We start from the raw sequence: 24385 nt of genomic DNA, 5'->3' as shown, positions 1-24385 counted from the left end.
AGGTGGTGGTGCAAGTGTTATCCCGTAAACCTGTTCGCCGGTTATTCGCAGCAATATTGATCCTCACCTGCATCGCTATGCCGCCGGCTTCTCCGGTGTATCTGTCCGCCGGTTCCGGCTCCGCTTCAGGAGTCAGCGCTCCGCCGATCTCCATGCCGGATGATGAAGAGACCCGCAAGCTGCTGGAGCAGACGCTGTCCTCCGCAGAGATTGAACGTGAGATTGCCCGGATTACCGCAGAACAACAGACGCTGGAGCGCAATGCCGCAGACCTGGAAGAGCAGGCAGCCGCCAAGCAGAGTAACATCGCGGATCAGCAGGAACGGGCGGGTGCTGTTGTGCGTGCCTATTATATGGGGGAACGGGATGGGCTTCTTACCGCATTCCTCTCCGCCAAAAGCATCAGCAGGCTAATCGCTCTAGTCGATTATTATGAGATTATTATGGGGCAGGACCGGAAGACGCTCACGGAATATGAGACTCAGTACAAGGATTTGAAAAGCACACTCACAGCCGCACAGCGCAGCAGCCAGGAGCTGGCAGAGCTCAAAACGGCGCTCGAAGAGCAACAGAAACGTGTGTTTGCCTTAGATAAGGAGATTGCAGGCGGGATTCAGGCCAGTACAGATCCTGAGAGTATGCAGCGGCTGCTGGAGGAGTTCAGTAAATATTGGGAGAACATCGGTCTGCATGAGGTGCGGAAGTATTTCAAAGCGCTGGCTTCTGCCATGAAGCAGCTGCCGGAGTTTGTCCAGGGCCGGGATGGCGTGCTGGTGCGCAAGGGGATGACCTATAATCTCGCCCTGTCCGAAAAGGATCTGAATGAGTTTCTGGTTACCCAGAATCCGCTGTTCCGGGATTTCCGGTTTACGTTCAAAGACAATTCAGTCACGGCGACGGGTAAAAGCGGGGGGTTGTCACTGTCGCTGACCGGCCGCTATACCATACAGCAGGAGCCTGTCAACGGCTTGATGTTCCATGTTGATCATGTGGTGTTCAATGGTCTGGAGCTGCCGGATACCACCCGCCAGGCACTGGAGGAAGAATTCGATCTCGGCTTCTATCCGGCGAAGATCGTCTCCTTCCTGCAGGCCACCGAGGTCACAAGCTCGGACGGCATCCTGCATGTAAAGCTGTCCCTCTCATTCTAAAGGAGGCTTCACCACTGCTTCATAATCGGCGGCATTCAGCTTGCCGGTTAACAAACCAAGCACCGCCTCCGCCTTCCGGCTCCACTCTGCCTCAGAGCCGGGACCGGGGGTGTTATCTTCGGCAAGAAACCATCCGGCTTCCATCGGCAGCTTCCCCATCTTGGGCTGAGCGGAGCGATATAGCTCATCCAGTGCCGGCAGACGGTCCGTATTCTCCAGCCATTCCAGCTGGGCCGTGCTTGATGTGACGTAGGCAAGCCATTTGACCGCCGCTTCCGGACTGCCGGATTGTGCAGGAAGCGCAAAAAAGCGGCTGTGAATGACCTCATAGCTCGGTACACCCTCCTGCTTCTTAGGCATCTGCACCGCAAGTGTAGAATTTCCGTGCTTCTTCCACTCCGATAGCGGCACAGCCGCCACCGCAAGCTTCCCATCCTGCAATAGCTCCCAGATCTCCTTATTAAACCGGCTGGTCAGATATAAATAGCTGCGCGCCGCTTCTGTCCACTGAGCCTGCCCAAGGCTGGCGGAGCGCAAACTGCTGCCCATGCTATGCAGCATGGCGGCATAGCCGTATGGATTCCGCTTATCCATAGCCAGCAGATAACGCTTCTTCTCCGGGTCCTCTTTCAGCCGGACCAGCAGCTCATTCCACTGCTCCAGGCTTGCGGGCACCTCCGCAAACCCCATCCCGGCGAGCCGCTCCGGCGAATACACGAGGACATAGGGATCGATATCCAGCGGCACTCCCCAGTTATATCCGTTCCACTGCATCTGTGGAATAAGCATCGTAAGCGGTGTACTGCCGGGAACACTCTGGTAGATATCTACAGGCAGCAAATAGCCCCGGGTCGCCAGATCATAAATACTGTGACCGTCCAGCATCACGATATCCGGGCTTGTCCCAATGGTTAGTTCTTCACGCACCAGTGCTCCCCCGTCTTCCGTCTCTACATTTTTAAGGATCACGCTGACTCCGCTGGATAAAGTGTACTCTTTGCTAATCTGCTCGAGCACGCTGAATTCCTCCACACTGAGCGAGACGCGGATCTGCAGACTCTCGACTTTCCCTGCTTCCCCTGAAGGAGGACGCTCTGATTGGTCCAGCGGCTGTCTGGGCGGATAGCTGCCATGATCCGTATTCAGCTCCATGCTGGGTGACAGGCTTGTCAAGGCCAGCAGCAGAACTGCAAACAGCAGCCAGTAATTTTTGCGTTTCAGCACATGCGCTCTCTCCTTCAGCGTTTCTTATTCCTCATTTTAGCAGAGATGCCGGCGCTTGTCTTGGGTTGTGAAACCGTTCTCTTTATATAGAAGGAAACGGCGGAAAGGGAGCGCCTGAGGAACATGGTAGCAAGTTGGCGGTAGCCGCACCTACGGTGAATATTTGGACTTCCGGCCGCTGTTGTATACAGATTTCTTGATCCAAACCGCTGTTCGCGGTTGAAATCCGTATACAAAGGCGGACGCTCCCGCTCCTACAGCTCCAAAATTCCCCTCCGGTGCTATCGCCATGTTGCTCCAGCTAACCCCAGCCAAATCCCCTCCCGCCGCTTCCGGGGGCGGGCAGGAAAAAGCCGGGAGTGGTGATCTCCCGGCTGGAATAAAGTTTGTTGTTGGTGCGGGTTAGAGCAGATCGGCGGCCAGCTGGGCCAGATGCGAACGCTCGCCCTTTTCCAGTGTGATATGTCCGCTTATGCCCTGCTGCTTGAACTTCTCCACGATATAGCTGAGCCCGTTGCTCGCCGCATCCAGATAAGGGTGGTCAATCTGCTCGGGGTCCCCCATCAGGATCACCTTACTGCCCTCGCCGGCCCGGGAGACAATCGTCTTCACTTCGTGGCGGGACAGGTTCTGCGCCTCATCAATGATGATGAACTGCGACGGGATGGAGCGGCCGCGGATATAGGTCAGCGCCTCTACCTGGATACTTCCCAGCCCCATCAATATTTTATCGATATCCCCTGCCTTCTTGGTGTCGAACAGGAATTCGAGGTTATCATAAATAGGCTGCATCCACGGACGGAGCTTCTCATCCTTCTCTCCCGGCAGATAGCCGATATCCTTACCCATCGGTACCACCGGGCGGGCAATTAGCAGCTTCTTGTATTTGTGTTCATCCTCTACTTTGAACAATCCGGCGGCTAACGCCAGCAGCGTCTTGCCTGTACCCGCCTTGCCGGTAATGGTCACCAGCGGAATATCATCATTCAGCAGAAGCTCAAGCGCCATCCGCTGCTGCGCATTCCGGGCACTGATGCCCCATACCGCATCGTTGCCCAGATAGAGCGGCTCCAGACGGGAGGCATTGCTGTTGACCTTTAGCAGCGCTGATTTGCCGCTTCCGATCTCATCCTTCAGAATTACGAATTCATGCGGATACAGCGGATAGGACAGCGACAGCTGCTTCGTGGACAGGAACCGGTGACTGTAATACTCATCAATCAGTGAAGGATGGGCCATCAGCGACTGGCAGCCGGAATAAAGCTCATTCAAATCGCCGGTGCGGTCGGACAGATAATCCTCCGGAGTTATACCAAGCACATCCGCTTTGATGCGGACGAGAACATCTTTACTTACAAGTACCACAGGACTCGGGTCAGCCTTCTCATTCTCTTCATGAAGATAATTGAGCGCTACAGCCAATATCCGGTTGTCATTAGAGACTTCGCCGAACATCTCCTGTACCTTGACGAAGCTGCGGTGATTAAGCTCTACCTTCAGCGTGCCTCCATGGTCAAGTACCACCCCGCTATGCAGGTGGCCCAGCTCCCGGAGTCCGTCTAACAGACGCGATACGGTGCGGGCGTTACGGCCGATTTCATCGGCATTACGCTTCTTGGAGTCGATTTCTTCCAGGACTACAGCAGGAATGACCACTTCATTCGCCTTGAAAGCAAAAATCGAATTGGGGTCGTGCAACAGCACGTTGGTGTCCAGTACGAATATCTTTTTCATGTTATCCCCTCCACAGCGCCTGGTTTGATTGATCATACATAACTCTTTTCAGCAAGGGCAACATAAGGTAAATCACTAATTCTCAGGCTGAAAGGAGTACGCACATATGAGAAAATCAATGTGTCTGCTAATGGTACTGCTGCTGCTGACAAGCTGCGGTATCGCTAATAAAGAGACATCACCCTCTCCTCAGGATAAACAGTCGGCTGAAGCGGTGCACAGTCAGGGGAGCCGCGGAGTACGGACATTGTCGGAAGATGGTACAGCCGTACAAGAGCCCGCCCCGGATTCGGGACAACCTTCAGAAGACAAGCATGACAATGATGTGGCACTCAAGGATCATTTTGAACAATTAGCGCGAAGAGTCCCGGGTGTAGAAGGCGTCCACTGTGTCGTTATGAACAACGTTGCTGTGGTCGGTATTGATGTGGACGGCGCCCTTACCCGTTCGCGGGTAGGAAGCGTGAAATATTCGGTAGCCGAAGCGATCCGCAAGGACCCCAGGGGCGTAAGAGTTCTGGTGACTGCCGACATGGACCTCAGCAGCAGGCTGGCCGAGATGGGCAAGCATATCTCCAAGGGCAACCCGGTCTCCGGCTTCGCCTCCGAGATGGCCGATATTATCGGCCGGATCATTCCGCAGCTGCCAGAGGATATAGAGCCGCAGGGCAATACCCGGTAGATGCAAATTTCAAAAAAAGCCTAGTGATAGCACACTAGGCTTTTTGCATGGCGGCAAACACTTGTCCGTCCAGCTTCTCGGCCGCACGTGCATCGTATACCTTCGCATATTTCGGAGCAGATTCCAGGTGCGCGCCATAGAACAGCGCATTGCGGACCGCTTCAATCTCAATATCAAAACAGCACATCTTAAACGGAACATCCGGCAACGGGTCCAGCCGAACCGCAGCATGACCGTTAATGGCATGCACCGTCCCTTCGCCAAACACGGTAATCGTTACTCTCGGGTTAACCTTCATGTTGTTTACCAGTCTGGAGCGGTGGTCCACAGCCAGCCGGACAACGGAAGGGCTCACAGCATAGATCCATGAGATCGCAGTCGACGTAGGTCCGCCTGATTCTGCATCCACAGTGTTTAGAAGAACAAACGTCTCCGATTGCAGCATAGCTAGCAGAGTTTCATTGAGCTGAGCAACGGCTTCAGACATAGTTACAGGCCCCCTATGCGGCAAGAATACATTCAATTTATTATATTATAGCACAGGACGAAACTTGCATTCAATTTACAGATTGTACCCTGACCGCTGCTCAAGGCTGACCTGAGACCGCTGCAGCAGACACTCCGGATATCCGGTCCTGGAGGCTTTTCTTGGCTGCGTCCAGCTCCTTATCGTTAATATATACATAGGGGCTGCGCCAGGTTCCGGTTACCGGTACATATTCGACATTCTCCTTAGAAATATCCCAATAAGTGGCGATCAGACTCTTAATCTGCGCATTCTCGATATCGCTCTCCAGATTATTATCCACTGCATCCAGCACCCGGCCGATTTTGAGGACACCGCCCAGCGACTGCATCTGGGAGATCAATGAAGTCAGCACCTCGTTCTGGCGCTTATTGCGTTCAAAGTCATCCGAAGGCTTCGTCGCCGGCTTGCAGTTGGACTTGCGGTAACGCACATAATCCAGCGCTTTGTCTCCGTTTAGTTGGGCTTCGCCTTTTTTGAGATTAATATTGGTGCCGTCCACACTGTCCGTGTAACACATATTGGCGCTGATATTAACGTCCACGCCGCCAAACTCATCTACGATATCCCGGAAGCCCTGGAAATCCAGCACCGTCGTGTAATCAACCGGAACCCCAAGATACTCACCCATCATCTTCTTCATCTGGTCCTTGGCAAGCACGCCGGATTCCTTCTCCTTGCTCTTGAAGCGGGAGTAGAACGCATTGATCTTCGTCTTCTTGTATCCGCCAAGCTCGACATATGTATCGCGGGGTAAGGAGACCACCGTAGCCGATTTGGTCTCCGGGTTCAAGGCCGCGACCATGATCACATCCGTCAGATTGGACGGGTGCTTCGGACGGTTGTCCGTACCGAGCAGCAGCATCGTCAGCGGCTTCTCCGAGGCAGATTGCCCTGCAGCAACCGGCTCATCCACTCCGAATCCTCCGTGGTCCACCTTCCAGTACAAATACCCTGCATAGCCTAATGCTGCTATAACAGCAATCAGCAGAATGATGAACAGCACTCTCATCAGCCGGGCGAAGAATCCGCGTTTTTTTGGTTTCCGTGCTTTTTTCTTTGCAGTTGTAGCTGAAGCAGCAGACCTCGGCTGCTGCCGGTTAGTGCTGGTGCTTCCTTGCTGGCCGTTCCTTCTGGGTGGCAAATTGCCCTTGCTTGTATTCATAATCCGTTTAGTTCCTTTTCATTCAACTGGAATTGAAGTAGATAACTTCGTAATAACTTAGACGAACCCTATCATCAAAAGTTGCGCCTACTGCCGTTTTGCAGCCGCTGCAGCCTTCCGCTTCTGCCGGGCTTCCACCAGGTAGCGGACCCGCACAAGCAGCATCAGCCCGACCGCTACCAGCAGGCACTGGATGATCGGCAGCTTATCATGCTGGAAGATAAGAAGCATGCCTGAGCCTGCCGCCATCATCACATACAGTACGATCTCTTTGCCGATCGGCAGCTTCTGATTGACGCGGAATACTCGGTTATACACATAAGTGAGTAAGATGAAAATTACAATATAAGCGATAACTGGATGCTCAGCGAACCAGCTTTGCATAGCCGCTCACTCCTCCCGGATCATAAGTTACGCTTACATTATATCACCCGCCGCCGCTTTATACTGCTATTAATCTCTGCAATTTGAAAGATCCGGTGCCGGGAAAATAATAAAAGCCGCCGGATTGTTCATCCGGCGGCTTCATTGTCATCCGCTTATGCCTGGCTGGCTTGCGCCGCCTTACGTTGCTTCTCTACACGCTCGCGCTCGCCCTTATTCAGGATCTTTTTGCGCAGACGTACAGATTTAGGAGTGATTTCACAAAATTCATCATCATTCAGGTATTCAAGCGCGCCTTCCAAAGAGAAGGTACGTGGGGTCTTCATTTTTACAGTATCATCTTTGCCTGAGGTACGCATGTTGGTAAGTGCTTTTTCTTTGCAAATGTTGACGATAATATCGTTATCACGTGTATGCTCGCCTACAATCATACCTTCATAAATTTCTGTACCTGCATCCAGGAATAGAATACCGCGATCCTCAACACCAACGATTCCGTATTGTGTTGTTGTTCCACTTTCGCTTGCTACAAGCACACCCTGATGACGTCCGCCAACTTGGCCGCCAACCAGTGGAGCATAGCTGTCGAAGGCATGGTTCATTACACCGTAGCCGCGTGTCAGCGTCAGGAAGTGTGTGTTATAGCCAATCAGGCCGCGTGCCGGAATCAGGAATTCCAGACGGACTTGGCCGGTGCCGTGGTTGATCATGTTGACCATCTCGGCTTTGCGGCTGCCCAGACTTTCCATAACGGAACCCATGCTTTCTTCCGGAATGTCAATCATGAGGCGCTCAAGCGGCTCGGATCTGACACCGTCGATGTCTTTAATGATTACTTGCGGTTTAGACACTTGCATTTCATAACCTTCACGGCGCATATTCTCGATCAGGATACCAAGGTGAAGCTCACCGCGTCCAGAAACGACAAACGCATCAGGACTGTCAGTTTCATCTACACGCAAGCTTACATCCGTTTCCAGTTCTTTGAACAAACGCTCACGAAGCTTACGGGAAGTAACCCACTTGCCTTCCTTACCTGCGAACGGACTGTTGTTCACGAGGAACGTCATCTGCATAGTCGGCTCGTCAATCTTCAGAACAGGCAGCGCTTCAGGATGCTGCGGATCAGCAATCGTCTCACCGATGTTGATGTCCTTGATACCCGCAATAGCGACGATATCGCCTGCGCCGGCTTCTTCTGTCTCTACGCGCTTCAGACCCTGGAAGCCGAACAGCTTCTCGATACGGGCAGTCTTGCTCTTGCCGTCACGCATGATGACTGTAACGGATTGGCCTTGCTTGATTACACCGCGGTTCACGCGGCCAATGGCGATACGGCCCAAGTATTCATTGTAGTCCATCAGAGTTACCAGGAATTGCAGCGGTTCTTCAACCTTCTCAGTTGGAGCCGGGATATGCTCAACGATGGTTTCGTATAGTGAAAGCATCGTCTCATCCTGCTTCTCTGCATTCATGCTCGATGTGCCGTTAAGCGCAGAAGCATAGACTACAGGGAATTCAAGCTGGTCGTCACTGGCTTCAAGCTCAATGAACAAGTCCAGCACTTCATCAATAACTTCCTTCGGACGCGCAGCCGGACGGTCAATCTTGTTCACGACTACGATCGGGGTCAGGTGCTGTTCCAGCGCCTTGCGCAGTACGAATTTGGTCTGCGGCATGCAGCCTTCATAAGCGTCAACAACGAGCAGTACGCCGTCAACCATCTTCATAATCCGTTCTACTTCGCCGCCGAAGTCAGCGTGTCCAGGTGTATCTACGATGTTAATCAGGAACTCTTTATAAGTGATTGCTGTATTTTTAGCCAGGATTGTGATTCCACGTTCCCGTTCGATATCGTTAGAGTCCATGGCGCGTTCTTGAACGTGCTCGTGTGCGCTGAAAATCCCGGACTGCTGGAGAAGCTGGTCGACGAGTGTTGTTTTACCATGGTCAACGTGGGCAATGATCGCAATGTTGCGGATATCTTTTCTTGAATGCATGATTTGTATCCAAATCCTCTCATTTATCAAATTAAAACTGTTTAAATTCTTAGCATGTCACGGCAGTCTCACAAAAGAAGCGCCAGGCAGAAAGCCGACGCTCCAACATTCCTTAATTTTATAGTGAAAGTACTATGAAAAGCAAGTCTTTTTCTGAAAAAAAACGTTGCCAAGTCCGCTTAATTTTTCTAATTTTGCCTCATGTCCGGCTCAGCGGTCTTGAATTGTCCTATCAAGGCGTGTTGACGATCTGTTTACCAGCCACCGTTCCACTTCTTGCGGCTTCCCGGTCTGCCTCTTCCCAGCATCAGCCACAGTCCCGCAGCAACCAGCACAGCGCCGAGCAGATAGAGCGCCCCAGTACCTAAAAGGGTGAAGATAACCAGCACTACACTAAGCAATCCAAGGATAACAGCGGCTGATGTTAACCCTCCGGTTCTGCCGGAGGCATACAGCGAATATTCATATAGTCCAACTGCGATTCCGAGCAGAAGTACAGGCCATAAGTGTCTCATGAGGTCCCAGCCCCAGGTATTGCATAAGCCGAAGAGCAAGCCGTACACCGATAGTATGCCCGCTGGAATAAGTACAGATGCAGAAGCGCGGCGGGTGAAAAAGAGCACATGCAGGAACAGGCCAGGAACCAGAATGATGAGCGGCCATAAGGCCCGTCCCAGAAAACCGAACACCCCCAGCTTGCCCAGCAGAATCACGAGGCCGGCGGCGGCGATGAACACACCCAGTTTCATGTCATTTTTGGAAGACATCTTTCACCTATCCCTTCAAAATTTCGTGTCTTTATTTTAGCTGATAAACGCATAAAACACCATCATTCTTCACACATCGCGGCGGAGCATGCTCAGGAAAAATGAAATAAGGCTGTACCAATAGCTTTCCAGCTTTTGGTACAGCCTTATTATTGCCGGTTATCAGCCTGCGGATACTTTCCGGTGCTTCAGCATGCCCGTAACAACCACGATAATGCCCAGCAGGATCGGCAGCATAGCATGAAGCGACGGCAGCAGGAACGAAATCACCGGACCGAATTTGGCATCCTGCAGCAGCATGTTCCCGGCGGTATACGCCAGAATATAGGCACCGATGAACACCAGCACCGGGAAGCGGTGCAGCCAGCCCACGATAATACCGCTCCCCCAGACAACAATCGGAATACTGATCGCAATCCCGATTACGATAAGTGCCAAATCCCCTTTGGCAAGCCCGGCAATCGCCAGTACATTATCCAGGCTCATGATGAAGTCTGCCAGCAGAATGGTGCGCACCGACTTCCAGATGCTGGGGCTTCCCTCAATTCTCAGCTCTCCCTCGTCCTCGAGCAGCAGCTTGAAAGAAATCCATAGCAGCAGCATAGCCCCTCCGGCTTCAATATAGGGAATCTTGAGCAGCAGCACTGCGGCGAAGGTCAGGATACAGCGGAGCGCGACCGCTCCGGCTGCCCCCCACCAGACAGCCAGCTTCCTGTGCTTCTCCGGCAGATTTTTGCTGGCCATCGCTATGACCATGGCATTGTCTCCGCTGAGCACCAGATTAATCATCAGAATTTCACCAAGCAGCAATAATGAATCCATCCACCTCAGCCTCCCTGAACTCCATGTATCTACATGTATGCCGGGGGGCGACAAGCTATGCTTCTTGTCCCGCTATTTTAGAAACTGCGCATGTGCGGCCGGATTGCCGCGTATATCTATAGTCTACGGCCTGACTGGCTGTAAGGGACTGTAAGCCACCAAACCTATAGGAGTGACCCGGGATGAATACATCTGCTGCGGATTTCATATTATCTCTGCTGAATATTGTGTTCCTCGATCTGATTCTGGCGGGCGATAATGCCATCGTCATCGGCCTGGCCGCTCGGAACCTGCAGGGAAAGCGGCAGAAGCAGGCGATTCTGCTTGGTACAGGCGGTGCAGTGATCCTGCGGATCATCGCGACGATTCTTGTGGTGTGGCTGCTTAAAATTCCATGGCTGCTGGCAATCGGGGGGCTGCTGTTAATCCTTATAGCTTATAAGCTGCTGTCCGGCGGCAGTGCAGAGACGGATATTCAGGCCGGCGGAACTCTGTGGGCAGCAGTCCGGACGATTGTGATAGCCGATGCAGCCATGGGACTGGACAACGTTATTGCTGTTGCCGGTGCAGCGAATCATAATATTACGTTAGTGGTGCTGGGACTGCTGATCAGTGTGCCTATTGTGGTCTGGGGAAGCACCCTGTTTATCCGGTTAATCAAGAGATATCCATGGATTATCTATCTCGGGTCAGGCGTACTTGGCTTCACAGCCTCCACCATGATTTCCGGCGAGAAGGTCATTGCCCCTTATTTCAAGGCGCATCCCCTGCTGCACATGCTGTTCATCGCCGCAGTAATTGCCGGTATTCTGGCTGCGGGTCACTGGAAGCGCCGCCGGATGGACTTCGCTCTTCAGAACCACTCTTCCTGAAGGCCTGCCTGTGCCGGAACTAAGTCCGCCGGCTTCTCATCGCCATAAGGTGTAATAAGCACGGTCTCGGTTCCGGCAACCGCCGTATCGAGTAACGCCTGATAGCCCGGCAGCGTCGCTTCAATCTTGTCTACAATCCGCATGTTCGGATTCGTCGTCGGCGATTTGGGTACGAACAGTGTACAGCAATCCTCATATGGCAGGATGGACAAGTCATACGTACCGATGGTCTGCGAGAGCTCCACGATCTCACTCTTGTCCATCATCACCAGCGGACGCAGCAGCGGCAGAGCCGTTGCACGTCCGATTACATTCATACTTGGCAGGGTCTGACTGGCCACCTGGCCCAGACTGTCGCCGGTAATCAGCGCAAGCGCCCCCTCCTTCTCCGCAAGGGCAGTAGCAATCCGCAGCATAGCCCGGCGCATCAGTGTAATAATCAGATTATCCTGACCGATCCCGGTAAAAGAGGTCTGCACCTCCGTGAACGGAACCAGATGCAGCTTAATTACACCGGCATAACGCGACAAAATACGCGTCAAATCTACAACCTTCTGCCGGGCAAGCTCGCTCGTATAAGGATAGCTGTAAAAGTGAACGCACTCTACCTCCAGCCCTCTGCGCATCGATGACCAGCCCGCAACCGGACTGTCGATCCCGCCGGAGAGCAGCAGCATAGCCTTGCCGTTCGTTCCCAGCGGGAAGCCGCCGACTCCGGCAATATTCTCGCAGAAAATAAGAGCATGACCTTCCCGAATCTCAATCTTCAGCTCAAGATCGGGAGACTTCACATCTACCAGCAGCCCCGGATAGCCTTGCAGCAGCGGGGTAGCTATAAGCTTATTCATTTCTATGGAGCCATAAGGGAAGCCCTTCCACACCCGGCGCGCGCTGACCTTGAAGCTGGTTCCCGCTCTAGGAGCGATAAGGTGCAGGAAGGTCCGGCTGGCATCAAGAATATCCTCGAAGTCCGGCCGGGAGACCTTCACCGGGCTAATCGAGGCGATTCCGAATACTTTTACGAGCGCCTCCGTTAATTCTCCTGCGGGATCACCGTTCAATTCGACGTAGATCCGCCCGAATTCCCGGGTCAGCTTCACGTTCGGATACGGCTTCACCATCTCCTTCACATGCCGCAGTACGGTCTTCTCGAACCGGCTGCGGTTCTTGCCCTTCAGAATGAACTCCCCGAAGCGCAGCAGGAGCATATCCGCATAATCCATGCTGCTCCCGTATCCGGCTTTCTGTGCTCCGCTACCTGTCTCTGTTGTTGTCATTGGTTATTTCATGCCTCCTTCTGCAATCTTCAAGGATTGGACGGCTGCCAGCAGCGCCTGCTCCAGCCGGCTCACATCCAGCTGTGTGTGGCTGTCGCCCAGGCTGATCCGTATACCGCCAAGCGCAGCCGCATTATCCCTGCCCATGGACAGCAGAATCCGGCTAGGCTCAGCCAGACGCGAGGAACAGGCGGAGCGTGTGGCGACTGCCATCCCGAGCTCCTCCAGCCTGCGCGCCAGAACCTCCCCCTTCATGCCGGGGTAAGAGAAGTGGACAATATGCGGCGCCCCGTCCTTACTACTGTTCAGTACAAGCTCCGGTATCCCTGCTATATAATTCTCCAGCTGAGCCTTGAGCGGACGAATCCGGGCGCTGAAGGTCTCCCGCTGTTCCCCGCTCATCCGCATGGCCTTAGCTGAAGCTACAATATTCGGCACATTCTCTGTCCCGGCGCGCTTGCCCTGTTCCTGGGACCCGCCCGTCAGCAAGGGAAACAACGTAACTCCTTCTCTGACATAGAGAATTCCCGTCCCGCGCGGACCGCGGAATTTATGTGCGGACAAGCTGTACAGATCTGCCTGCCAAGCCTTCAGTGGAGCCTCAAGCTTCCCGTAGCCCTGCACGCCGTCTACATGGAACAGGGTCCGGCGGTTCACCGCCTTGACCTGTTGTCCGATCTCGCGCAGCGGCTGTACCGTGCCAATCTCATTATTCACGTGCATCACACTGACCAGCACCGTATCCGGCCGGACCGCAGCAGCAATCTGCGAGGGTTCAACTACTCCATGAGAGTCAGGGGCTACGAAGGTAACCTCCCAGCCCAGCTTTTGCAGCTGAAGACAGCTCTCGTAGACCGAAGGATGCTCCAGCTCCGTGGTTACGATATGCCGCCCTCTGCTCTGATACTGCAGTGCAGCTCCTTTGACCGCCAGATTGTTACTCTCGGTAGCACCTGAGGTAAATATAATTTCCTGCGGCAGCACATCAAGCGCAGCTGCGCATACTTCGCGCGCACGCTTGATCAGCTTGTCCGCCTCTTCTCCCGCCCGGTGCAGGGAAGAGGGGTTGGCGAAGTGCTTCCTCATCACCTGCTCCAGCGTCTGCACTACCTCCTCATAGGGAGGGGCAGCAGCGGCATAATCCCAATACAGCATATATCGGCGTTCTCCTTTGTGGATTAGAATTCGTAACTGCTTATAGGTTGCAAAAAGGATCAAACGGCCCGCCCCCTAAAAGAACAGGGGTACAAATTCCGTTTGATCCTTATATTATACCGCGAATTGCGCGCGGGCGCGTTCTATTTTGGCAATGTAGGCCTGGGTCTCCTTCGGAAGCTCAGAGAGGTTCGCCATAAGCTCAGCATCGCTGCTGACTCCAAGCTTGTTCACCCGGCCCGGTCCGGCATTATAGGCGGCCAGTGCCATCTTCTCCTGTCCGTCATAGCGCTTAAGCTGGTACGAGAGGTATCGGACACCGCCGTCTATGCTTTGGGCAGGATCGAAGGGGTCGGAGACACCCAGTCCGTTAGCCGTTCCGTCCATTAACTGCATCAGTCCTTTGGCACCGGCAGAAGATACAACATTCGGATTAAAGGAGGATTCCGTATCAATAACCGCCTTGATCAGATCAACCGGAACGCCATATTTCGCACTGGCCGTCTGAATCAGCTGTTCATAATCTGTCGGCACAGTCTGCGTTATTTCCCCGGAAATGTCACTTTTGGGTTCTGCTGCTTCCCCAAGCTGCTGCCACAGCAGATTATCCGTCGAAGAGGTACCTGCAAGAGCAACGTATGTGCTTTTATTGCTGCTGTTAGTGGCTTGAGACGTTCCGGCCGCCTGCTGGAGCATCGCGGTGAACGCTGCCGCGGAAGAGCCGGTAACTCCGGGGTTCGCTTTGGTATCCTCACGCTTCATGCTTGAGCTTCTTAAGTCTACCCATTTCAACTGACCGCTTGGCGCAGCGGCATTGATTGACATGCATCCATTCCCTCTTTCACAAGAAGTCTTATATTTGAACTTTACTATTTATTCTCAGTAATTACTATATGCCTAAGCGAAAAAACAGACTTCAGACCTGCATAGTTAGGTCTGATAGCCTGTTTTGAAAAGCGGATGTGCGGATTCAGCGTGCTCTAACGGGCAAAAGGAATTAAGACAAAATAGCTCAAAGTGGATACAATCCCCAGCCCCATCGACCAGGCTCCGGCTGATTTTTGACCTCTGGCATACGCATAATACCCCAGAACAGCGGCAATCGGCCCCAATATAATGGACCAGATGAATAAGGATACGACACCGAAGCCCAGCCCGATATAGCCGATACTCCGGTCCTCTCCCTCTCTTACACTGCCCGTAGTCCGCTGAGCTTCCCCGCTCCGTTCCATCGTGCTCTGAAGCTGCGACGGGAGCGGACTGAGCTCGGCGGCATACTCCTCATTGTGGCTTCTGTCCCGGCGGGGGTAATCGACTCTGCTGCGCGGGCGCAGAATAACTTTTCTGCGGGCGGAACGGTCCACTTTGGGTTCATCATTCGGATTATCCATAAGGGCCTCCTTCTCAGGCGTTCGGCTTGAACGTCAGACAACAGGTTGCGGACGAGGTTCCGGCATGATCCTGATGATTACCCGCCGTCAGTTCCTCTGCGTATTCCTCCATGTAACGGCTGCCTGCATGCTGATCGATCTCAATGACAATTTCCTCGGCACGGCACAGGTTCTGTTCTCCCCAAAAATGACAGTTGCTCACACTACACTTCACAAGCGGTTTTGTCATAATGATCACCTCGTCATGTATTATGCCCGCCGGACAAATCGGCTATGCGGCTGAAGGCTGCTCACCCGGGGAACAACAAAAAGACCGCCCCAAGCAGCCATATTGGCAGTTGGGACAGCCTTTTAACAGAAATAAGGTTATAGACCGGACAATGGATTACACCTGATTCTGCATCCGCTTCTCCGTCAAATAATCATTCTCATAATAAGTCAGATCATCACGCAGTTCCTCATAGACCTTGGTGATCTCCATAATGATATCGCGTGCCGGACGCACAGGCTTCTTGCGGAAACGGATCGCATCCTGCCCGGTATAGGCATAACGTCCATCCTCCGAATAACTCTCATTCTTAGGATAGAAGAAGTTGTTAACTCCGAGATGATATACATTATATAGCGCTTTTTGCGCGAAAGGTTCATCAAAGGTAGCGCGGCGCAGTGCAAGCCCAAGCTTCTCATAAGACATTTCCGAGAACACCAGCAGATGGCGGAGATCGGACAAGAACCCCCGATAGAAATGCAGCGTTTCTTCATCCTCTTCGGTAACAAGCTGCGGCAGCGCATGCTCGTTCAGGAACAGTTCCATTTTGTCGATAACGGATTTAAGCTTCTCTCTCGTCGATTCACACAATTTCTGCACACTTACTGCTGACATGGCGGTTGCTCCCCCTTATTGTTCCTTGCATTAGTGGTTGTTAATGACACTTAGACATTGCAGTTGTACTCTCTTGATAGTATCACAAAATCTCTTAAGCCTCCACCGTACTGATACCGGAGAAGAATCCTGCTTGTGAAAAGAACGGTACAAACCCCGGAAGGCGCTTTCTTTTTGATATTAACATAAAACCAAGGACGGCGGTAGCCTTTTCGTAAGATGCATAAAACCGGCTTCAGCTCCGAACCCTAACCCGTATATGAAACCACCAGAAAGGAGCGGAAATCATGTCACGTAAAAATTTAACCGTCGCCGGTATAGTCACTGCTGCGTTGACCGTACTGCTGCTCACCTTCGCCCTGCGGCCGGAAGGCAGCGGCGGCACCCTTCGGCAAGCGTCTGTGCCTAATCCCTCTGAGGAAAAAGTAATCAAGAAAACCACCCTTGTGCAGGATGTTACAGCCACTGACAAGCTGAACCGCGTTGATGTAAACAGACATCTGAGCACCTTTCTGGCCGATATGCACCACGCTTCGCCTGAAGCTATCTCAGCATATGCGCAGAGCCTTCAGCAGGGGCACGGGCATATCACCATGCTGATGCTGGTTGATTTCAACACCCGTAAGACAACCACCTTCAAATCTTCTCTGCCGGAAGGCACTGACCAGGAGAATAAGCAGCTGCTTCATTATCTGAACACCGCCAAATCTGCGATCAAAGGCCACCAGTCCTATGAATCACCCTCGTTCATCATCGGTGACAAAAAGTATTATTTCGTAGCCCAGCGTAACCGGGAGGGTCAAATGGCTGTCATCGCCCTGATTAACCAGAAGATTCTGGACCGCGTTGCACTGCATCAGCTTAAGAATCTGCGGCTCATTCCGTACCCGAAGGAAGGCAAGTACCGGATAGAATCCGTCCACGCTGATACCTTGAAGGACATCACGGTCAAGACCGGACATGACAATGAGAACGCCAGCCATTACTACGAGAATGAGATTGTCGTCCGTTTCCCGAACGGACATCCCACAGCGGCACAGCTTCAGACCATCACCGCCGATATCCGCTGCAAGGAGCCGCGCAAGCTGGGGTATGCCTATATTTTCCGGTCGGAGCAGATGAGTTACTCCCAGCTCAAGACATACTTCGCCAATAAGTGGCATCCGCTCTACGCAGAGCCTCACTATATGTACTTAACCAATGATACGGTCAGTGAAAATACGGGAGCTAATGTGATTACCCCTAACGACCTGCTCTTCTCGACTTACCAGTGGAATCTGCCGGCGATCGAAACCCCGCAGGGCTGGAATCTGTCCAAGGGCAGCAAGGAGATCGTAATCGCCGTTGTGGATACCGGTGTTCAAGCAAACCACCCGGATCTGAAAGGGCAGCTGCTCAAAGGCTACAATGCGATTACCAGCGGCAGCACACCGGATGACGATGTCGGGCATGGCACCCATGTGGCCGGAATCATCGGAGCGTTAACCAATAATGAGGAAGGCGTCGCCGGCATTAGCTGGTACAACAAGATCCTTCCGGTAAAAGCGCTCGATAATTCCGGGGCGGGCACCACCTATTCGGTGGCCGAAGGCATTATCTGGGCGGCAGATCAGGGGGCCAAGGTGATTAATCTCAGCCTGGGCAACTATGCCGACTCACAGTTTATGCATGATGCAATTAAGTATGCCTATGACCGGGATGTGGTGATTGTCTCCGCTTCCGGCAATGACAATACAGAGCGGCCGGGATATCCGGCAGCCTACGAAGAGGTGATTGCCGTCGCCGCAACGAATGCCGCGGGAGAGCGTGCTTCCTTCTCCAATTACGGGGACTACATCGATGTGGCTGCACCCGGGGAGAGCATTGCCAGCACCTATCCCGATAATCAGTATGCAGCGTTATCCGGCACCTCGATGGCCAGTCCCCATGTAGCGGCGCTGGCCGGGCTGGTGCGCTCCTTGAACCCTGCGCTTACGAACAAGGAAGTGGCTGCACTCTTGACCTCTAATGCCATCGATCTGGGTACCGCCGGCCATGATAAGTATTACGGCTGGGGCCAGGTGGATATCTACCGCACCCTGCAGGCGGCAGGAGGAGGCCAGGTTCCGCTCCAGCTGTTCCCGCAGCAGGTCGGCAAACAGCTCGATTCCATACAATAAGCTGCTGCCGTGTTAAGAGCCCAGATGCCGTTCCAGCAGCAGCAGGAACCGGCGGAGTCCGCGCTCCATCCCCTCCTGCGTCAGCTGCGAGTAGCTTAAGCGGATATGCCTGGAGGGTATATCCCCGGCATAGCAGACATCCCCAGGCAGGAAGGAGATCCCTTCCTGCTCAGCCAGAGCGTGCAGCTCCTCAATCGCGGGGGATTCCGGCAGCTGCAGCCACAGATTGAGTCCTCCCCCTGGCAGCTGCCAGCTTACCCCGGCTGGAGCATACTGCTTCAGCAGCCTCGCTGCCGCCTCCTGGCGGACACGCAGCGCTGACCGCAGCTTCGCTGCGTACCCGTCATACTGGCGCGCGATGAAGGGCAATACAGCCCGCTGGGTCAGCAGCGGACTGCCCAAATCACTGGCCGACTTCGCGGCGATCAGCCGGGAGAGAATATTGCCTTCAGCGGCGACACAGGCGATCCGGCAGCCGGGGGCGAGGACTTTGCTGAAGCTTTTCATGTAGACGACATGCCCGGCGGTATCCAGCGATTTGATGGACGCCGGAGGCGGTTGATGAAAGTACAGGTCACTGAACGGATCATCCTCCACAATGAGACAGCGGTAACTGCGGGCAAGCTCCAGCAGTCGCTGTCTTCTTGGCATGCTCATGGTGACCCCGCTCGGATTCTGGAAGGTCGGATTGGTATAGATGAGCTTCGGCGGCCTCCGGTCACACATCGCTGTAAGCCGGTCCACCCGCATGCCGTCCCCGTCCATCGGAACGAAGATCATCTCAGCCCCCCGGCCGGCAAAAACATCAATCGCCCCCGTATAGCTGGGTCCCTCCAAATACACCGTGTCCCCCGGGCCGACAAAGGTCCGGGCAACCAGATCAATCCCCTGCTGTGCGCCGCTTGTGATCATCAAATCATCCGCGCCCAGCAGGATTCCCCGGCTCTGCAGATGCCGGCGCATTACCTCGCGCAGCTCAGGATCACCCTGAAAATTACCATAGGTGGCCATCAGCTCAGGCTGCTCCTTCACCAGTGCAGCCATAGTCGTGCCAATCGGCCCGAGCGGAAGCAGGCTGCTGTGAATGGAGGCCAGATGAAAGGGATAGTCCACCTCGGAATAATCGAAGTTACGCCAGAGCTGGGCCCGTGGCAGGTAGTCATCATAACCGTCCTGCCACCTTCCCTCTGCACCTTGCCTGCTCCGGTCCCGTTCCGCCACATAACAGCCCTTCCCCTGGCTGCATAGAATATGCCCGCGCAGCTCCAGGTCAGCGTAAGCCTTGCTTACCGTTACCTGGCTCACCTTCAAGGAGGAGGACAGCCCTCTGACGGACGGCAGCCGCGTACCCGGCTGGAGCAGCCCCGAGGTGATCCGCTGCGCGATCGTCTCGCTGATCTGCCGGGGCAGCGGTTTGTCGCCGCTGCGGAGTAAATCAATATGCATGGCCCGTCCCCTCCCAACTGTTATATTTACCGCTTTACTGTTATACCGCTATACCGTTATGATACTACAAAATTCAGAATAGCAGGGAGCATGAATATGAAGATCAATTACGCGGATATGACTAACCATCTGGGGTCCTCCGCAGTCCGCGATATCCTTAAAATCACACAGGGCAAGGACATCATCTCGCTTGCCGGCGGACTGCCTGCCGAGGAGCTGTTTCCGGCAGAAGCGATCCGGGAGGCTTACAGCCGTGTTCTGAGCGGCGACAGCTCTGCGCTGCAATATGGACTGACAGAAGGCTATCTTCCGCTCCGTGAACAGCTGGCCGCCAGACTGGGGCAACAGGGCATCCTAGTCTCCGCCGGGGAAATGATCCTCACTACCGGCTCCCAGCAGGCCATAGATTTGCTATGCCGAATTCTGCTTGATCCGGGAGACACCGTACTTGTAGAGGCACCGACCTATCTGGCCGCTTTGCAGGTACTGGGCTCTTACCGTGCAGACATCCAGGTTGTAAAGGGGGATGAGGACGGGCTGCTGCCGGAGCATCTCGAAGAGCAGCTCCGAGTACACCGCCCTAAGCTGTTGTACGCTGTTCCCACCTTCAACAATCCTTCAGGCGCAACCTGGAGCAGGGCACGCCGTGAACAAGTGGTGGAGCTATGCCGGAAATACGGGGTGCTGATACTGGAGGATAATCCTTACGGAGAGATAAGGTTCGATGAATCCCCGGAGGCCTATCCGCCTACCCTCGCAGCCATAGACAGGAATCTGGGCGGGGATACCTGCGTGGTCTATACAGGTACTTTCTCCAAGATCGTAGCTCCGGGACTGCGGACAGGCTGGATCATTGGCCCTGCCGGGCTGGTCTCAATGATCGCCAGAGCCAAGCAAGCCGCCGATCTGCACTCCAGCACCATCGATCAGCGAGCCTTGCATGAGCTGCTGCTCACCTTCGACCTTGAAGCCCATATCCGGCTGGTCTCCCGGGAATATAAGTCACGGATGAAGCAGCTCTCGGCTGAGCTGGCTTCGCAGAGCTGGCAGGGCACATCCTTCCTGGAGCCGCGCGGCGGCATGTTCCTGTGGCTGAGCCTGCCGGCCCGGATTCATACCGCCGAGCTGCTGCCGCTTGCCGTGGAGCAAGGAGTTGCCTTCGTTCCCGGCGAGGTCTTCTATCCGGAGCAGCCCATGAAGAATACGATGCGCCTGAATTTCACCCATACCCGGCCGGAGCTGTTGCCGCTTGCGGTGCAACGCTTGACTACCGCGCTGTCCCGTTATGAGGAGCGTGTGTTGTCTCTATAATGGGATCAAAGCCCTCATTCGTAGCGATATAGGGGTCCAAAGCTTAGGAAATAACAAAAAGGCGGCCCCCGTCAGGAGGCCGCTGTCTTATTGTCTGTGTGTGTAATAATTAATTACTGCACTGTTCTTATTAGAGTTGTCAGTTAGGAAAGTTTGCCGTAAGCCGGGTTCTGTGCTCGTTGTGGTTCAGACGGGAACTACCCTCCCACCATAAGCGACAATCATCTATCTAGGCCATACATTACTGCACAGCTCCAGCGACCAACCTAGACACGCCTCAGGCGAAGGCTGCGGCTTCCGGTTAGGGAAGCAGCTGCGTCTCATTAGGTCTTGCTCCAGATGGGGTTTACCAGGAACGAAGTCACCAGCGTTCCTCGGGGTCTCTTACACCTCGGTTCCATCCTTGCCTGTGCCGCCCGAAAGCGGCCATCGGCGGTCCATTTCTGTGGCACTATCCTTCAGCTCGCGCCGACTGGACGTTATCCAGCACCCTGCCTTGTGGAGCCCGGACTTTCCTCCCGCATACGCTCTCACGCATACCGGCGATTGTCTGTCAAACTTTCCGAAACAACATTGTATATTATACAGATTTGCCGCCTAGTGCACAAGTGTAAATAATGGCGGCTTACAGAAATGTAAAAGGCTCGGTATCCGGCTGCGAGGCATGCACTGCCGTGCCGTACTTATGCTCCGTCAGCTTGCCGGCCAGAAACTCCGCTACCTTCACCTTCATGATCTTCTCCGCATTATGGCCCGGATCGATCAAGGCGATTCCCGCGAGGTGGGCATCCTGTGCGGTATGGTAATCGATATCGCCGGTTACCAGCACATCCGCTCCCTTGAAGATAGCGCTGCTGTAGTACTTGGCACCGGACCCGCCCATGACTGCCGCCTTGCGGATCGGGCGGTTCAGATCTCCAACCACACGCACGCTCTTCACATCCAATCCGTGTTTGACTGTCTCGATGAACTCACCAAGCGTCGCCGGCTCCTTCAGCTTCCCTACTCTTCCGAGTCCAAGGCTGCGTCCCTTAAGGTCCATGGAGTAGAGGTCATAAGCCACCTCTTCATAAGGGTGGGCCTTCAGCATGGCCTGTACCACCTTGTTGCGGATGGGATGCGGGACAATCGTCTCGATGCGGACCTCTTCCGCCCGCTCCAGCTTGCCTGGCGTACCGATATACGGGTCTGTTCCTTCCTGGGGAAGAAAGGTGCCATAGCCTTCAATATTGAAGCTGCAATGGCTATAGTTCCCGATCTGGCCTGCCCCGGCGTTCAGAATGGCATCCAGCACCTTCTGGTGATGATCCTTCGGCACGAATACAACCAGCTTGGACAGCTGCTCGGTATGAATATCCTTGATCGGCGCACCGTTCTCAATGCCCAGCGCATCGGCCATCCAGTCGTTCATTCCGCCTTCGGCCACATCCAGATTCGTATGGCTGATGTACACGGCTATGTCGTTTTTGATCAGCTTCTCATATAAGCGGCCTGCCGGGGTATCCGTCAGAATTCCTTTGATCGGCCGGAAAATCACCGCATGATGGGCAATAATCAGATTACAGCCCTTGGCAACCGCTTCATCCACAATGCTCTCGTTGACATCCAGCGCCACCAGCACCCCGGTAATTTCCTTCTGGAGACTGCCGACCTGAAGACCGACATTATCCCATTCTTCAGCCAGATGCTTCGGGGCAAGCTGTTCCATATATCCAATTACGGTCTGTCCTTTGGCAAACATTCCAGCACCTCCGCAATCTGTTTAATCTGAAGCTTGATTCTGCTGCGCTTCTCCTCAGCCGCCTCCAGCTCCGAACGTGCGAGTGAGGCCAGGATGCTCTCCAGCTTGGAGATTTCACCCTGCCATTTGGCAGCGAAGACTTCATTCGGCGCTTGCAGCAGCAGCGGTCCCATCTCCAGCAGCAGCGCCTGATTAAGGGCCTTCTTCCCTCCGGCAAGCAGTCGTTCGCTGTACAGCTCTTTATTCGTCGCCGCCGCTTCAGCGCCCTCAGGGACAGCGGTCAGGATCTCATAGATTTTGCCGTCTTCCTCCAAAATATGCTCCGAGACCAGTACCCAGCTGTTAGCCAGCAGCCAGCGGCGCAGAATATCCTCGCCTACATTAGGCTGTAGCGCGAGCGTCTTCACCCCGGCCAGCTTGCCTAGCTTCTGCCCTCGTTCCAGAATCGCCGCGATCAGCGACCCGCCCATCCCGGCAATGGTAATGCAGTCCGCTTCCCCCGGCTCCAGCACCTCCAGCCCATCTCCGCGCCGTACAGCGATCCTTGCACCGAGTCCTGCTTCCGCAACGCCGCGAAGCGCCGCTTCATAGGGTCCCGGATTGACTTCTCCGGCAATAGCCGAAGGCACACGGCCGCTCTTCACAGCGGCAACAGGCAGCAGGGCATGATCTGAGCCGATGTCGGCAAGTCTGCTGCCCGCAGGGACCTGCTCCAGCAGCAGCTGAAGCCGGTCTGATAATTTTACGTTGTTCATGAGGCCACCCACGTTATCCATTTTTTTCTGAAGAGGAACAGCAGCGCAAGGCCCACTGCAATCTTCAGTATTAATATAAGCGAGGTCCATTCCGGGAATCCTGCTCTGAGCCATAGCGCGTCTACCTCCGGCATCAGCCAGAGGGCAGCTCCAGCCCCCAGGTACACCCCTGAGACCCCGCTAACCTTGTGATACATCAACCAGCTCATCCAGATCATAAGCACACACAGCGGCAGCCAGAGCAGCTCCAGCTCCAGAAGAGAGGCATCCGGCCGGACATGCCCGAAGAATCCTGCATAGAGCAGAGCCCAGAAGGCATATCCGCAGAAATGAAGCAGCCCGATGCGCAGAAAAAAACCAAGCACACACCACAGCAGCCCGCAGGCCGCAATCAGCAGCGGTGTCCAAAAATCAGCATCCAGCTTATGCAGCTCAATCAGCCACAGTCCGAATCCCAGCGTTAAAATGCTGCCGATTCCTGCCAGCATCAGACTGATTGTCTTGTTGCGGTTCAGGTAAATCGCTGAATATCCATAACAAATAATTAGGACACTGAGCGCTGTAGCAAGTTGCAAAGGCCAGGGAAAAACGCTAAAATAAAGACTAATCAAGAAAATCAAGGAAATAATTCCAAAACCAAACAGCCAAATTTTGATGCTTCCCTGCTGGAGATTCCGTAACGATACCGGATTGCTGTCCTCCACCTCTGCCTGATCATCATACAGGTTGGTCAGGAAGTCACAGTATTGCTCCGGCAGAAGCTTGCTTCTTCTCCAGTATTGGATTTCTCTTAATATAGTATCACGTTTCTCCAGGTTCAACCGGCATCCCTCTTTCCAGAACTTGCCTTCACTTCATTACAAGCTCCCGCACATGGCGGGGCTCCAGCATTGGTGAATCCCCTTGACAACATAATAGGACCTCCTGCCACCGTGCAGCA

At 54.0% G+C, this 24385-nt stretch carries 23 protein-coding genes and 1 other RNA gene; 5 read left to right on the top strand and 19 right to left on the bottom strand.

The features are described 5' to 3' along the window. Positions 1–14 precede the first annotated feature (14 nt). The gene (locus NSU18_RS28175) at positions 15–1151 is read left to right on the top strand and encodes a coiled-coil domain-containing protein (RefSeq protein ID WP_341150597.1); all 1137 of its coding nucleotides are present in this window, start codon (positions 15–17) and stop codon (positions 1149–1151) included. Here the strand turns inward: NSU18_RS28175 and NSU18_RS28170 are convergent. Both NSU18_RS28170 and NSU18_RS28165 read right to left on the bottom strand, forming a co-directional pair. Next, positions 1143–2375, bottom strand: coding sequence for an extracellular solute-binding protein (locus tag NSU18_RS28170; RefSeq protein WP_341150596.1), 1233 nt, complete (start codon positions 2373–2375; stop codon positions 1143–1145). The two genes, NSU18_RS28175 and NSU18_RS28170, sit on opposite strands and share 9 nt — an antisense overlap. A 402-nt stretch (positions 2376–2777) precedes the next feature. After that, a complete protein-coding gene (locus NSU18_RS28165) occupies positions 2778–4109 on the bottom strand; it encodes a PhoH family protein (protein WP_341017524.1) in 1332 nt (443 codons plus the stop codon). 106 nt (positions 4110–4215) lie between these two features. Between NSU18_RS28165 and NSU18_RS28160 the strand changes: the two genes are divergently transcribed. Next, a complete protein-coding gene (locus tag NSU18_RS28160) occupies positions 4216–4791 on the top strand; it encodes a YhcN/YlaJ family sporulation lipoprotein (RefSeq protein ID WP_341017521.1) in 576 nt (191 codons plus the stop codon). Positions 4792–4825: 34 nt separating this feature from the next. Here the strand turns inward: NSU18_RS28160 and NSU18_RS28155 are convergent, their stop codons facing one another. The 6 genes from NSU18_RS28155 to NSU18_RS28130 all read right to left on the bottom strand — a co-directional run bounded on the left by NSU18_RS28155 (position 4826) and on the right by NSU18_RS28130 (position 10455). Next, positions 4826–5278 carry a pyridoxamine 5'-phosphate oxidase family protein gene (locus NSU18_RS28155; RefSeq protein ID WP_341017520.1) on the bottom strand — a complete coding sequence of 151 codons (453 nt, stop codon included), beginning with the start codon at positions 5276–5278 and terminating at the stop codon, positions 4826–4828. Positions 5279–5378: 100 nt separating this feature from the next. Further along, a complete protein-coding gene (locus NSU18_RS28150) occupies positions 5379–6482 on the bottom strand; it encodes an LCP family protein (RefSeq protein ID WP_341017518.1) in 1104 nt (367 codons plus the stop codon). 87 nt (positions 6483–6569) lie between these two features. Then, positions 6570–6866, bottom strand: a complete 297-nt coding sequence (locus NSU18_RS28145; protein WP_036724304.1) for a YlaH-like family protein — start codon at positions 6864–6866, stop codon at positions 6570–6572. A gap of 155 nt (positions 6867–7021) precedes the next feature. Next, complete coding sequence (gene typA, locus NSU18_RS28140) at positions 7022–8866, bottom strand: translational GTPase TypA (protein ID WP_341017515.1); 1845 nt, start codon at positions 8864–8866, stop codon at positions 7022–7024. 254 nt (positions 8867–9120) lie between these two features. Further along, positions 9121–9633 (bottom strand): hypothetical protein, encoded by a 513-nt coding sequence (locus NSU18_RS28135; RefSeq protein WP_341017513.1) that lies wholly within the window; start codon positions 9631–9633, stop codon positions 9121–9123. Between the two features lie 162 nt (positions 9634–9795). Continuing rightward, complete coding sequence (locus NSU18_RS28130) at positions 9796–10455, bottom strand: TerC family protein (protein ID WP_341017511.1); 660 nt, start codon at positions 10453–10455, stop codon at positions 9796–9798. A gap of 182 nt (positions 10456–10637) precedes the next feature. Here NSU18_RS28130 and NSU18_RS28125 point away from each other — a divergent pair, with 182 nt between their 5' ends. Then, positions 10638–11327, top strand: a complete 690-nt coding sequence (locus tag NSU18_RS28125) for a TerC family protein (protein WP_341150595.1) — start codon at positions 10638–10640, stop codon at positions 11325–11327. On the opposite strand, the gene thiI is transcribed toward NSU18_RS28125, so the two are convergent. The 6 genes from thiI to NSU18_RS28095 form a co-directional block, all read right to left on the bottom strand. Beyond that, positions 11309–12550, bottom strand: coding sequence for a tRNA uracil 4-sulfurtransferase ThiI (gene thiI / locus NSU18_RS28120; protein WP_341151111.1), 1242 nt, complete (start codon positions 12548–12550; stop codon positions 11309–11311). The genes NSU18_RS28125 and thiI overlap by 19 nt on opposite strands. 57 nt (positions 12551–12607) lie before the next feature. Further along, positions 12608–13759 carry a cysteine desulfurase family protein gene (locus NSU18_RS28115; RefSeq protein WP_341017505.1) on the bottom strand — a complete coding sequence of 384 codons (1152 nt, stop codon included), beginning with the start codon at positions 13757–13759 and terminating at the stop codon, positions 12608–12610. A 114-nt stretch (positions 13760–13873) separates the two neighbouring features. Next, entirely contained in the window at positions 13874–14584 is a 711-nt protein-coding gene (locus tag NSU18_RS28110) for a lytic transglycosylase domain-containing protein (RefSeq protein WP_341150594.1), read from the bottom strand. A gap of 155 nt (positions 14585–14739) precedes the next feature. After that, the gene (locus NSU18_RS28105) at positions 14740–15150 is read right to left on the bottom strand and encodes a hypothetical protein (RefSeq protein ID WP_341150593.1); all 411 of its coding nucleotides are present in this window, start codon (positions 15148–15150) and stop codon (positions 14740–14742) included. 13 nt (positions 15151–15163) lie between these two features. Continuing rightward, positions 15164–15379 (bottom strand): DUF1540 domain-containing protein, encoded by a 216-nt coding sequence (locus tag NSU18_RS28100; RefSeq protein WP_341017501.1) that lies wholly within the window; start codon positions 15377–15379, stop codon positions 15164–15166. A 156-nt stretch (positions 15380–15535) separates the two neighbouring features. After that, positions 15536–16033 carry a YpuI family protein gene (locus NSU18_RS28095; RefSeq protein ID WP_036724316.1) on the bottom strand — a complete coding sequence of 166 codons (498 nt, stop codon included), beginning with the start codon at positions 16031–16033 and terminating at the stop codon, positions 15536–15538. A gap of 287 nt (positions 16034–16320) precedes the next feature. Between NSU18_RS28095 and NSU18_RS28090 the strand changes: the two genes are divergently transcribed. Then, positions 16321–18192, top strand: coding sequence for a S8 family peptidase (locus NSU18_RS28090; protein ID WP_341150592.1), 1872 nt, complete (start codon positions 16321–16323; stop codon positions 18190–18192). A gap of 12 nt (positions 18193–18204) precedes the next feature. Here the strand turns inward: NSU18_RS28090 and pdxR are convergent, their stop codons facing one another. Further along, positions 18205–19638, bottom strand: a complete 1434-nt coding sequence (gene pdxR / locus NSU18_RS28085; RefSeq protein WP_341150591.1) for a MocR-like pyridoxine biosynthesis transcription factor PdxR — start codon at positions 19636–19638, stop codon at positions 18205–18207. Positions 19639–19734: 96 nt separating this feature from the next. Between pdxR and NSU18_RS28080 the strand changes: the two genes are divergently transcribed. Then, the gene (locus NSU18_RS28080; RefSeq protein WP_341150590.1) at positions 19735–20949 is read left to right on the top strand and encodes an aminotransferase-like domain-containing protein; all 1215 of its coding nucleotides are present in this window, start codon (positions 19735–19737) and stop codon (positions 20947–20949) included. Positions 20950–21093: 144 nt separating this feature from the next. On the opposite strand, the gene rnpB is transcribed toward NSU18_RS28080, so the two are convergent. The 4 genes from rnpB to NSU18_RS28060 all read right to left on the bottom strand — a co-directional run bounded on the left by rnpB (position 21094) and on the right by NSU18_RS28060 (position 24266). After that, an RNA gene (gene rnpB, locus NSU18_RS28075) (RNase P RNA component class A) lies at positions 21094–21511 on the bottom strand. 63 nt (positions 21512–21574) lie between these two features. Then, positions 21575–22690 carry a Nif3-like dinuclear metal center hexameric protein gene (locus tag NSU18_RS28070; protein ID WP_341150589.1) on the bottom strand — a complete coding sequence of 372 codons (1116 nt, stop codon included), beginning with the start codon at positions 22688–22690 and terminating at the stop codon, positions 21575–21577. Continuing rightward, positions 22666–23445, bottom strand: coding sequence for a tRNA (adenine(22)-N(1))-methyltransferase (locus NSU18_RS28065; RefSeq protein ID WP_341150588.1), 780 nt, complete (start codon positions 23443–23445; stop codon positions 22666–22668). The genes NSU18_RS28070 and NSU18_RS28065 overlap by 25 nt, the downstream gene beginning before the upstream one ends. After that, the gene (locus tag NSU18_RS28060; protein ID WP_341017492.1) at positions 23442–24266 is read right to left on the bottom strand and encodes a hypothetical protein; all 825 of its coding nucleotides are present in this window, start codon (positions 24264–24266) and stop codon (positions 23442–23444) included. The genes NSU18_RS28065 and NSU18_RS28060 overlap by 4 nt, the downstream gene beginning before the upstream one ends. Positions 24267–24385: the final 119 nt, after the last annotated feature.

This window comes from Paenibacillus sp. FSL H8-0048 (assembly GCF_038002825.1).
GTDB lineage: Bacteria > Bacillota > Bacilli > Paenibacillales > Paenibacillaceae > Paenibacillus_AQ.
The sequence above is the reverse complement of the archived record's forward strand: the minus strand, read 5'-3'. Positions and strand labels throughout refer to the sequence as shown.

Bases quoted from the DNA above. Each gene is read 5' to 3' on its own strand.
- NSU18_RS28130 (WP_341017511.1), bottom strand. From the start codon at position 10,455: ATGGATTCATTATTGCTGCTTGGTGAAATTCTGATGATTAATCTGGTG.
- NSU18_RS28115 (WP_341017505.1), bottom strand. From the start codon at position 13,759: ATGCTGTATTGGGATTATGCCGCTGCTGCCCCTCCCTATGAGGAGGTA.
- NSU18_RS28155 (WP_341017520.1), bottom strand. From the start codon at position 5,278: ATGTCTGAAGCCGTTGCTCAGCTCAATGAAACTCTGCTAGCTATGCTG.
- pdxR (WP_341150591.1), bottom strand. From the start codon at position 19,638: ATGCATATTGATTTACTCCGCAGCGGCGACAAACCGCTGCCCCGGCAG.
- NSU18_RS28135 (WP_341017513.1), bottom strand. From the start codon at position 9,633: ATGTCTTCCAAAAATGACATGAAACTGGGTGTGTTCATCGCCGCCGCC.
- NSU18_RS28165 (WP_341017524.1), bottom strand. From the start codon at position 4,109: ATGAAAAAGATATTCGTACTGGACACCAACGTGCTGTTGCACGACCCC.
- thiI (WP_341151111.1), bottom strand. From the start codon at position 12,550: ATGGATTATGCGGATATGCTCCTGCTGCGCTTCGGGGAGTTCATTCTG.
- typA (WP_341017515.1), bottom strand. From the start codon at position 8,866: ATGCATTCAAGAAAAGATATCCGCAACATTGCGATCATTGCCCACGTT.
- NSU18_RS28080 (WP_341150590.1), top strand. From the start codon at position 19,735: ATGAAGATCAATTACGCGGATATGACTAACCATCTGGGGTCCTCCGCA.
- NSU18_RS28125 (WP_341150595.1), top strand. From the start codon at position 10,638: ATGAATACATCTGCTGCGGATTTCATATTATCTCTGCTGAATATTGTG.
- NSU18_RS28145 (WP_036724304.1), bottom strand. From the start codon at position 6,866: ATGCAAAGCTGGTTCGCTGAGCATCCAGTTATCGCTTATATTGTAATT.
- NSU18_RS28065 (WP_341150588.1), bottom strand. From the start codon at position 23,445: ATGAACAACGTAAAATTATCAGACCGGCTTCAGCTGCTGCTGGAGCAG.
- NSU18_RS28160 (WP_341017521.1), top strand. From the start codon at position 4,216: ATGAGAAAATCAATGTGTCTGCTAATGGTACTGCTGCTGCTGACAAGC.
- NSU18_RS28110 (WP_341150594.1), bottom strand. From the start codon at position 14,584: ATGTCAATCAATGCCGCTGCGCCAAGCGGTCAGTTGAAATGGGTAGAC.
- NSU18_RS28090 (WP_341150592.1), top strand. From the start codon at position 16,321: ATGTCACGTAAAAATTTAACCGTCGCCGGTATAGTCACTGCTGCGTTG.
- NSU18_RS28150 (WP_341017518.1), bottom strand. From the start codon at position 6,482: ATGAATACAAGCAAGGGCAATTTGCCACCCAGAAGGAACGGCCAGCAA.
- NSU18_RS28095 (WP_036724316.1), bottom strand. From the start codon at position 16,033: ATGTCAGCAGTAAGTGTGCAGAAATTGTGTGAATCGACGAGAGAGAAG.
- NSU18_RS28100 (WP_341017501.1), bottom strand. From the start codon at position 15,379: ATGACAAAACCGCTTGTGAAGTGTAGTGTGAGCAACTGTCATTTTTGG.
- NSU18_RS28070 (WP_341150589.1), bottom strand. From the start codon at position 22,690: ATGTTTGCCAAAGGACAGACCGTAATTGGATATATGGAACAGCTTGCC.
- NSU18_RS28105 (WP_341150593.1), bottom strand. From the start codon at position 15,150: ATGGATAATCCGAATGATGAACCCAAAGTGGACCGTTCCGCCCGCAGA.